The sequence below is a fragment of the Arthrobacter sp. Y3223164 genome (genome assembly GCF_059091005.1).
Map to the genome: position 1 here is coordinate 1 of NZ_JBNHGF010000085.1, position 9,366 is coordinate 9,366.

At 66.2% G+C, this 9,366-nt stretch carries 12 protein-coding genes; 5 read left to right on the forward strand and 7 right to left on the reverse strand.

Features of this window, described 5'->3' with window-relative positions; genetic code table 11:
- Positions 1-363 (reverse strand): DedA family protein (locus tag AC5RUJ_RS06720; RefSeq protein WP_494155696.1); only part of this gene is annotated, 363 nt, incomplete at its 3' end.
- Between the two features lie 334 nt (positions 364-697).
- Here AC5RUJ_RS06720 and AC5RUJ_RS06725 point away from each other — a divergent pair.
- The 3 genes from AC5RUJ_RS06725 to AC5RUJ_RS06735 all read left to right on the forward strand — a co-directional run bounded on the left by AC5RUJ_RS06725 (position 698) and on the right by AC5RUJ_RS06735 (position 3,088).
- The gene (locus tag AC5RUJ_RS06725; RefSeq protein WP_494024139.1) at positions 698-1,102 is read left to right on the forward strand and encodes a helix-turn-helix domain-containing protein; all 405 of its coding nucleotides are present in this window, start codon (positions 698-700) and stop codon (positions 1,100-1,102) included.
- Positions 1,103-1,271: 169 nt separating this feature from the next.
- Entirely contained in the window at positions 1,272-2,105 is an 834-nt protein-coding gene (locus AC5RUJ_RS06730; RefSeq protein WP_494127623.1) for an aldo/keto reductase, read from the forward strand.
- A 197-nt stretch (positions 2,106-2,302) separates the two neighbouring features.
- On the forward strand, positions 2,303-3,088 hold the full coding sequence (locus AC5RUJ_RS06735) for an acetoin reductase (protein WP_494074599.1): 786 nt from the start codon (positions 2,303-2,305) through the stop codon (positions 3,086-3,088).
- A 163-nt stretch (positions 3,089-3,251) separates the two neighbouring features.
- Here the strand turns inward: AC5RUJ_RS06735 and AC5RUJ_RS06740 are convergent, their stop codons facing one another.
- The 3 genes from AC5RUJ_RS06740 to AC5RUJ_RS06750 all read right to left on the reverse strand — a co-directional run bounded on the left by AC5RUJ_RS06740 (position 3,252) and on the right by AC5RUJ_RS06750 (position 4,656).
- Complete coding sequence (locus AC5RUJ_RS06740; protein WP_494000973.1) at positions 3,252-3,443, reverse strand: hypothetical protein; 192 nt, start codon at positions 3,441-3,443, stop codon at positions 3,252-3,254.
- On the reverse strand, positions 3,440-4,411 hold the full coding sequence (locus AC5RUJ_RS06745; RefSeq protein WP_494000974.1) for a lantibiotic dehydratase C-terminal domain-containing protein: 972 nt from the start codon (positions 4,409-4,411) through the stop codon (positions 3,440-3,442). Before AC5RUJ_RS06745 ends, AC5RUJ_RS06740 begins: the two co-directional genes overlap by 4 nt.
- Before the next feature lie 98 nt (positions 4,412-4,509).
- Positions 4,510-4,656, reverse strand: coding sequence for a hypothetical protein (locus tag AC5RUJ_RS06750; RefSeq protein ID WP_493979969.1), 147 nt, complete (start codon positions 4,654-4,656; stop codon positions 4,510-4,512).
- A 406-nt stretch (positions 4,657-5,062) separates the two neighbouring features.
- On the opposite strand from AC5RUJ_RS06750, the gene AC5RUJ_RS06755 reads away from it, so the two are divergent.
- Entirely contained in the window at positions 5,063-6,037 is a 975-nt protein-coding gene (locus tag AC5RUJ_RS06755) for a helix-turn-helix transcriptional regulator (protein WP_494000975.1), read from the forward strand.
- Positions 6,038-6,103: 66 nt separating this feature from the next.
- Positions 6,104-7,396, forward strand: coding sequence for an aminotransferase-like domain-containing protein (locus tag AC5RUJ_RS06760; RefSeq protein WP_494000976.1), 1,293 nt, complete (start codon positions 6,104-6,106; stop codon positions 7,394-7,396).
- Here AC5RUJ_RS06760 and AC5RUJ_RS06765 read toward each other — a convergent pair.
- The 3 genes from AC5RUJ_RS06765 to AC5RUJ_RS06775 form a co-directional block, all read right to left on the reverse strand.
- Positions 7,374-7,598 (reverse strand): hypothetical protein, encoded by a 225-nt coding sequence (locus AC5RUJ_RS06765; RefSeq protein WP_494000977.1) that lies wholly within the window; start codon positions 7,596-7,598, stop codon positions 7,374-7,376. The genes AC5RUJ_RS06760 and AC5RUJ_RS06765 overlap by 23 nt on opposite strands.
- A gap of 117 nt (positions 7,599-7,715) precedes the next feature.
- Positions 7,716-8,228 carry a ribonuclease E activity regulator RraA gene (rraA, locus tag AC5RUJ_RS06770; protein WP_494155697.1) on the reverse strand — a complete coding sequence of 171 codons (513 nt, stop codon included), beginning with the start codon at positions 8,226-8,228 and terminating at the stop codon, positions 7,716-7,718.
- A gap of 128 nt (positions 8,229-8,356) precedes the next feature.
- The coding region (locus AC5RUJ_RS06775; protein WP_494155698.1) for a dihydrolipoamide acetyltransferase family protein at positions 8,357-9,366 on the reverse strand (1,010 nt) is incomplete at its 5' end.

Genomic DNA, 9,366 nt, shown 5'->3' on the forward strand with positions numbered 1-9,366 from the left:
CAGCCAGGCGTTGAGGGCGGCCAGGCCCACGGTGGCGTACAGCACCGCCCACAGCACCGAGCCGACCACGACGGCCGGCAAATACCTGCGCAGCGGCATCCGGCCAAGGCCGGCCGTCGCGTTGACCGCGGTCTGAACGCCCACCGTCAGGAAGCAGAGCGCGACGGCGAGGGCTCCCCAGCGCGCGATGAAAGCCTCCGCGCGGCGCATGGCCGGCGAATCCAACTGCCGGACCAGACGGGTGTGCCGCCCGCCGGCGGCCACTCCCCTGCCGGCCCAGTACGTGGCGTTGGCGCGCAGCATCACGATCACGAACAGCGCGCTGACCGCGTATCCGAAGGGGAGGCTGGCGATGTGCTCCATGTCAGGCCGCAGGCACCGGCCGGTGCGCGGCGTGCGCAGCGCCCTTCAATTCGGCGTAGAACGGTCTGCCCACGATGGTCTCCTCGGGAGTCGTCGGATGTTTACTTCCGCGGACGGCGCACGCTGTCCGTCGCGAACAGCAGTTTACGCTCACCTGACGCCGGGCAGTCGGGGAATGTCCATGGCCGCGGGCGGGTCGTCGGGGGGAAGGTCAACGCCCGCCGCCGGGCCGCCGGGGGAATGCCAACGGCTGCCGCCGGACACCTCCACGCCAACAACGACGGCGCCGCACGCCTTCCCCGGTGTGGACCGGGAAGTGTCTTACGCTGTCCCCATGGCCCAGCTGACTCCCCGCACCACCGATGCCCTCCCGGCCGCCCAGGCGCAGCGGCTGCAGCGGGCGCTCGACGAGAGCGCCGACGTGACCGTCTTCGTGAACGGCACCACGGTGAAGCTGCCCGCCCAAGCCGCGGACGCCGTCGTCGATATGCTCCGCCGCTTTGCCCACGGCGATGCGGTGATGGTCAGCTCCGCCGTCGAACTGCTGAACACCTCGCAGGCGGCGGAGGTGGCCGGCGTGTCGCTGACCTACATGCGCCGCCTGACCGACGCCGGGACCATTCCGGTCCAGTACCGCGGGACGCACCGGCGGATCCTGCTCTCCGACGTGTTGGCCTGGCTGGAGACCCGGACCGCCGCACGCGACGCAGGTTCTGCCGACGCCGCCTCCGCGGGTTAGCGGACTCTTCCCGCCTGGCCCGGGGAATAAGCGCCCTGCGGCATCCGCTTCTCCGTCTGCCGCCGGCTGCGGCCGGCACCCGGGGTGCACAGCCGGCACGATCACCCCTAGGCTGGGTGCCACGGGCCCGGGACCGGGTCCTGAAGGACAACCAGAGGAGACTGTGACCGTGGCCGACCTGCTTGCTCCGCTCGTGACCCTCCGCAACGGGGCCAAGATGCCGCTGCTGGGACTGGGAACCTGGCCCCTGGACAATGCGGAAGCCGCCCGGACGGTCGAAACTGCGCTCGACCTGGGCTACCGGCTGTTCGACACCGCGGAAAATTACCGGAACGAGGAAGGCGTCGGCGAGGGGTTCCGCCGCAGCGGGCTTGACCGCTCGGAAGTTTTCATCACCACCAAGTTCAATAAGCAGTGGCACAGCGTCGACGGCGCGCGGCAGGCCTGCGAGGCCAGCGCCCGCCGGCTGGGCGTCGACTACGTGGACCTGCTGCTGATCCACTGGCCAAACCCCGGGCAGGACCGCTACGTAGAGGCCTTCGAGGGGCTCACCCGTTTGCTGGAGGACGGGAGCGTGCGAGCCATCGGCACGTCCAATTTCAAACCAGCGCACCTGCATCGGCTGTTCGACGCCGGGCTGGTACCCGAGGTCAACCAGATTCAACTGGATCCCCGGCACACCCGCGGGGATCTGGTGGAGCTACACCGCCAGCGCGGCATCGTCACGGAGTCCTGGAGCCCGCTCGGGAAAGGCGGGGACCTGCTGCGGGAGCCGGCGGTTCAGTCGCTGGCCGGCAAGTACGGCAAGAGCCCGGCCCAGATCGTGCTCCGCTGGCACACCCAGCTGGGGCATGTGCCCATCCCCAAGTCCGCGCACCCGGACCGGCTGGCCGAGAACTTCGCCATCTTCGACTTCATGCTGGAGGCCGGCGAGCTGGCCCGGATCTCCGCCTTGGACCGGGGCACCGCGGACATCACCGACGCGGACATTTTCGGCCACTAGGCGGCCGCTGGACGGCTGCCGTGGCGCTGCTTCGGCTTGGCCTGCCCCGGCACGCATTAATATGCAAAGGAATGAATCCTGACGGGTCTGTGTTGCGCGTAGTGACACCGGTTGTAATTCGACGGTGTCCACCGCAGCCGGTCGTCGCGCTGGGATAAGCGCAACGGCGGGCTGGAAGCAGTACAAAGGAGACATTAATGACTGTGCAGGACAAGGTCGCTCTCGTAACCGGCGCCGGCCAAGGCATCGGGCGGGCCATCGCTCTTCGTTTGGCTGAAGACGGCTTCAACGTCGCCATCGCCGATATCGAGCCGCAGCGCGCCAAGGGCGAGGCTGTCGCGGCGGAGATCGAAGGCCTCGGGCGCAAGTCCGTTTTCGTGGCAGCCGACGTCGCCAAGAGGGACGACGTCGTCGCGGCTGTCGACACGGCAGCCGACCAGCTCGGCGGATTCGACGTCATCGTCAACAACGCAGGCATTGCCCAGGTCAAGCCAGTTCTTGAAATCAGCGAGCAGGAACTCGACCAGATTTTCAACGTGAACGTCAACAGCGTGGTCTGGGGCATCCAGGCTGCGGCCGCCAAGTTTGAAGAGCTCGGCCACGGAGGCAAGATCATTTCGGCTGCCTCCATCGCGGCCATCCAGGGCTTCCCGATCCTCAGCGCCTACTCCGCCTCCAAGTTCGCCGTGCGCGGCTTTACGCAGGCGGCGGCACAGGAGCTGGCACCCAAGGGGATCACGGTCAACGCCTACGCGCCCGGCATTGTCGGAACCGGCATGTGGGAGCTCATCGACAAGGAACTCAGCAAGATCAACGGAAAGCCGATCGGCCAGAACCTCAAGGAGAACGTGGAGGGCATCGCCCTCGGCCGGATCGAGACGCCCGAAGACGTGGCAAAGATCGTGTCCTTCTTCGCCGGCCCCGACTCCGACTACGTCACCGGCCAGGTGCTGCTGGTAGACGGCGGCATGCTCTACAACTGATCAGGGCATGCGGGCGTGCCGTCCGCATCACGGCGTGATGGGTGGAAACAGCCCCTGAACCGCGAAGAAAGGATCAGGCCGGAGCGTTGGGGGTCGCTCCGGCCTGATCCTGTTGGGGGAGGAAATGATGTGGGCACCGACGCAGATGCCGGCGGACGTTCTCCTATTGCCACGCCTGGTCTGCCCACGCGGCGTCGCGCGAGTAGTTGCTGCCGGTGAGGTTCCAGAGGTCATCATCCTGGGCGTGCGCACCCAGCACCCCGACCTGATCCAGTGATGATGCTGTTCCTTCGTTTTTGACATCCGGATCCTTGATGGATTCGGGTCCAATCGACGAGAAACCGAACGGGCTCATTTTGTCCTCTTCTCCAACAACGAGGATTCGACTTCCGGCGACCAGGCCCTGGCGTAGACGCCGAGTGCCGCCTCTTCCCACGTGGTGAACCCCAACCGGTTCATCAGCAGGTGGGCTTGGGAAAACGTCAATTGCTGCGCGCTGCGGCTAACGCGCGCCCGGTCCGCCCGGTACAGGTACGAGTCAAGGGTCCTGATCCAGCGGCGGCGCCAGTTCTGAACGCTGCTTTCGTCCGCTGTCGCTGCCATCAGGCGGTGCATCGGTGCGGTGCGGGCAACCAGTCCTGCGGTGAGGCTGTGCCGCGCCTTCGGAGCCGAACGGCCCAGCTCGGCAGTGGATACCCGAAGATGGTTGTCCCAGCAGTAGTCCCAGGACAGCCTGCCGCGGTCCGGCCACTGTTGCGCCTTCGGCCCATACATCATGGCCCACGCCGCGTCGCAGAGGAGCAGGGAGGCGAGCGCCGAACGTCCTTGGGCCTTGCTGAAACGCTGCGTGGCCCACATGGCCAGTTCGGAGGAAAGTTCGAATACCTCCTCCGCGAGCTCCAGCCCATCGGGTCCCCCAAAACGGTCCAGGTCCGCTTCGGGTACGGGGACGGCGGCATCGGCCGGCGAGAGCTGAATGGAATCCCCGCTGCCGAAAGGCAATACGAAGCTTTCCTGGGTCGTGATGCCTGGAAGGATGTCGAGGACCCGGTCCCGGGCCGCCAACTCGAACCTTTGGAGGCTGTCGAGGATTGGGCGGCGGCCCAGGAACCGGACCTTCAGGTGAGGCCCCATCTGGTCGGCACTGTGGTTGAAGTACCAGCGGCCCACGCCTTCGCGGCGAGCGTGGGCGACCAGCGGTGTAACCAGTTCTCCTATGACTGCGTCGACTACGTCCTGCCTACCCGTGTAAATAGACAGAACCCACCAGTACGATTTAACGTTCACCGAACTTGTTGGGCGGATGGCTGTCAGCTGGCTCATGCGCTACTCCTGGTTCGATGTTCTGGTGGTTGGGGAGGGATAGCCGGCGTCATCCTGGTTACGGAATCAGCACAATGCCGATGAGATGGGGCGGCTTTTTACCAGTCCCAGATATAGGCGGAAGCGGTGGCGTTTTCAGAATGGGGAACCGGTCCTAGATCGGCGGCTACTGCCGGAGTGGCCGCAGAGACCGCCCCCAAAGCAACCAGCAGACCTGCCGCGATGCTTGCGATCTTCTTGAACATGTCATTCCCTTCACATGGCTTAGGTTCGTACAGTGACAAATCCAGCCGGGTTGCTCGCCCCCGACAAGTTCAAGAGTTCCGTGCTTCTGCTCCGCCTGTCCAGCCAAACTCGTTGCAACATCCGGACATGCCATGATCGTGCCTCACGGCTTGTGCTGTCACGTTCCGGACAGGCGGTCGAAACCGCCTGCCGCCCCGGAAATCCGGGGGAAGGAGCGCCTCCCAAGGATCGTCACTCAAAGGCCGCGAGGTGATGGCATAATGTGGCCATGGCAGGAAGTGGCCGGTCATGATGGACGCAAGATGGGCCGAAGAAGTGCTTTAGACTGGCCAAAGAGCGGCCGCACCGCACAGGAAACAGCAGGCCCTGCGTGATACGTAAATGGATCAACCGGAGGAGCGCCCTATGCTGAGCGGGACGGCATTCGAGGTCTATGAATACGCCGTGGCCCACCCCGGCTGGACCAAAGAAAGCATGTCCACGGCACTCGGCTACACCATCCGCGACCTAAACATCGCCATCGGCGAACTGGTCAGCAGGCAATTGCTGCAGCAGCCGGCACCGAATGTCGAATGCTATGTCGCCATCTCCCCCGACGTCGCCCTGTCGCAACTGGTAGATTCCGACGAGCGGCTGTTAATCGACCTGCGCACCAAGATCAGCGGGCACCGTGCGGACATGGCGGCCCTCGTGCCCACGTACCTTGCAGCCCGCAAACGGGTGTCGCTGGACTCCTCCGTGGAGGTCCTCGAAGACCCGGGGGTAATCCGCAAGCTGCTGGTGGACTACGGCCGGGACGTTTCCGAGCAGGTGCTGATCAGCCAGCCGGGCTCCGGGGCCTCCGCCGATGTTCACGAAGAGGGCATTCAAAAGGACATCGAACTGCTCAATCGCGGGGTCGTGCGCAAGAACATCAGCCACGCCAGCACCCTGGACCACGTGCCCACACGCAAGGCGGTCGCCGCGATCTCGCCGGCCGGCGGCGAGTACCGAACCCTGCCCTACGTTCCGCTCAAGATCATGATCTTCGACCGCAACCTGGCCCTGATCGGGCGCCAACTGCATCCGGAAGACCGCGGCGCGCTGGTGGTGCGCGACTTCAACCTGATCCAGGTCTTCATCAACCTGTTCCACGTGGCCTGGGAGCTGGCCGATCCCTACGTCTTGGACGGGCAGGAAAACGGCGCCTCGGATCTCAACGGCATCCAGCACTCCATCCTGAACGCCATGGCCGCCGGGTACTCGGACGAGGTGATCGCCCGGAGGCTGGACATCAGCGTCCGCACCTGCCGGCGCCACATTGCCTGGATGCTGGAGCAGCTCGGCGCGGAAAGCCGATTCCAGGCCGCGCTCAAGGCCCGGGACGCGGGCTGGCTCTAGCCCCGGGCAGCACTAATAGAAAACTTCTGTTTCCTATTCCGTAACGCCCCGGGCTATCCTGTGTGAGTGACTTCACAGGATGCAGACCTTTCCGAAACCCTGCCCACCGAAACGGAAGTGGCGCTGGAACGCGCCACTGCGGCGCACCGGCACCAGCACCTGTTCTCCCAGCGCGCCGCCAACATCAAACAATCAGCCGTGCGCGACGTCTTCGACATCTCGATGCGCCCCGGGTTAGTTTCCTTGGCCGGCGGCAACCCCTACCTGCAGTCTCTGCCGTTGGAGAAGATCGCCGGCATGGCGCAGCGGCTGATCTCCGAGCATGGGATGACCGCCCTGCAATACGGCGGCGGCCAGGGTACCCAGGACCTGCGGCGGAAGATCTGCGAGGTCATGGCGCGCGAAGGCATTACGGGCGTGGATCCGGAGAACGTCGTCGTCACGGCGGGTTCCCAGTCCGCCCAGGACGTGGCCGCCAAAGTCTTCTGCAACCCCGGCGACGTGGTGCTGTGCGAGGATCCCACCTACGTGGGCGCGCTGAACACCTTCGAGGCCTACGAGGTCCAGGTGGAGCCGGTGTTGATGGACGAACACGGTCTCGTCCCCTCGGAACTCCAGCGCCGCATCGAAGAGCTGCAGGGCGAGGGCCGCAGCATCAAATTCCTCTACACCATCCCCAGCTTCAACAATCCCTCCGGCATCACGCTGGCCGCCGAGCGCCGGCAGCAGATCGTGGACATCTGCCGCGAGGCCGGCGTCCTGGTGCTTGAGGACAACCCCTACGGCCTGCTGCGCTTCGACGGCGAGCCCTTGCGGCCGCTGCGCGCGGACAATCCCGACGACGTGGTCTACCTGGGCTCCTTCTCCAAGATTCTGGCACCGGGCCTGCGGATCGGCTGGGCGCTGCTGCCCGACCACCTGCAGCGGAGCTTCTACCTGGCCAACGAGGCCGTCACCCTGTGCCCGCCGACCCTGAACCAGATGCTGATTTCCGCTTACCTGGACGAACACGACTGGGTGGGGCAGATCGATACCTACCGCCGGTTGTACGCCACCCGATGCGCCGCCATGTTGTCGGCGCTGGACGAATTCATGCCCGACGGGGCCACCTGGACCGAACCCGACGGCGGCTTCTTCGTCTGGATCACCCTTCCGGAGGGCGTCGACACCTACCCGCTGCTCTACGACGCGATCGAGGCCGGCGTGGTCTTCATCCCGGGGGCGGCGTTCAGCCCCTCCGAGGAGCCGTCACGCCAGCTGCGGCTGGCTTTCAGCGCCGTGCCCGAAGAGGCCATTCGCGAGGGCGTGCGGCGGCTTGCGCCCGTCCTCGCAAAGGCTATGGCCGGCGCCGGTTCTTGAAATAGCGGTAGTACGCGTAGCGGCCGGCAAAATACAGGCCGATCACGATGAGGATCCGCAGGATGGGGTGCAGTCCCGGCATCAGCCAGATCATGACGTAGCTGAGCAGGAAGACGGCCGCCATGGCCCACAGGGTGCCCTTCCAGTCGATCCTGGGCACGCCGGAGTCGTTGCGCTGACCCGAGGGCCTGTTGTTACTCATGCTCCCAGTCTTTCACAGCCGGAACGCCACCCTTGGTGGTCCGTCAGGGCATGAGGTCGTTGATCACTGCAGAGCGGATCCCGGTCGGCGTCCTCCGAGCAGACACCACGGCCGCGGTCAGGCGCCTACCAGGATGCCGTCCAGGTCGGCGTGGACCGTAGCGCCCGGCCGGAACAGCACGCCACCGATCTCGACGGGAACGTCTGCTTCCCCGCTGGCGTCCTTGGCACTCTTCCGCGGGTTGCTTCCGAGCGCCTTGACGCCGAGCGGCAGCTGCGCGAGGGCCGCCCGGTCCCGGATCGCCCCGTTAATGATTACCCCGGACCAGCCGTTGGCCACGGCGGCCGCGGCGATCATGTCCCCCATCAGGGCCGTCTCCAGCGAACCGCCGCCGTCGACCACCAACACGGCGCCGTGGCCCGGGGAGTTGAGGACGGATTTCACCAGCCCGTTGTCCTGGTAACACCTGATGGTGCGGACCGGCCCGCTGAACGACGCCCGGCCGCCGAAGTTGCCGAACTGGAGCGACAGCGACGCCAGTTCGTCGCCGAACTGGTCGTACAGGTCCGCCGTCGGGCTCACTGTAGGTTCTGCCCCATGGGTCGCCGCGTTGCCCGCTGTCTTAATCACCTGATGGTGCTCCTCCTCGCCACACCGCGATCATAACCAACCGCGGCCCGGCGGGCATCCGCGCGCGGGACAGAGTCCCTCCGGCATGCGGCGGCGGCGCCGTTAACCCAGCATGCCGCGGCGCACCGTCAATCCAGCAGCAGCGCCGGTTCTTCCATGATCGCGGCGACGTCTGCCATGAACCTGGCGGAAAGGTCGCCGTCCACCACGCGGTGGTCGAACGACCCGCCCAGCGTGGTGATCCAGCGGGGAATGACTTCGCCGGAGACGACCCACGGTTTCTGCCGGATGGTGCCGAACGCGACGATGGCGACTTCGCCCGGGTTGATGATCGGGGTGCCGATGTCGATTCCCAGCGCGCCGATGTTGGTGATGGAGAGGGTGCCGTTCTGCATGTCGGCGGGCTTGGTCTTGCCGGCACGGGCCGTGGTCGCCAGGTCGTTGAGGGCTACCGCGAGCTCCTTGAGCGAGAGGTCCTGGGCGTCCTTGATGTTCGGAACCAGCAGGCCGCGGGGGGTGGCGGCGGCGATGCCGAGGTTCATGAAGTGCTTGACGTGGATCTCGTCGCCGGACTCCGTCTCCACCCAGCTGGCGTTGACGTTCGGGTTGCGCGCGGCGGCCCAGATGACGGCCTTGGCCAGGATGAGCAGCGGCGAGACCCTGACGCCTTCGAAGTCGCGGGACTTCTTCAGCCGTTGGACGAACTCCATGGTCCGCGAGGCATCCACATCCACGAAGATGCTCACGTGGGGGGCGCTGAAGGCCGACTCGACCATGGCCTTGGCGGTCGCCTTGCGCACGCCCCTGACCGGGACCCGCTCGATCCGGTTGTCCAGTCCCTTGCGCGGGGCCCAGAACGTCGGCGCAGCCGCCTGCTCGGCCTCGCGCTGGGCCTGGTAGCTGAGCAGATCCTGCTTGGTGACCTCGCCCCCCTTGCCGGTGGGGGTGATGTCCGCCAGGTTGATGCCCAGGTCCTTGGCGGCCTTGCGCACCGGCGGCTTGGCGAGCACCCGGGTCAGCAGCCGGGTGACGGCTGCCTGGACGGCTTCGCCTCGGGCATGCCCGGCACCGGCGGCGGGAGCGGCCCCGGGAACCGCGGAGTCGTCGTCGGCGGGAACCGGGGGCACGTGCTGGGCCT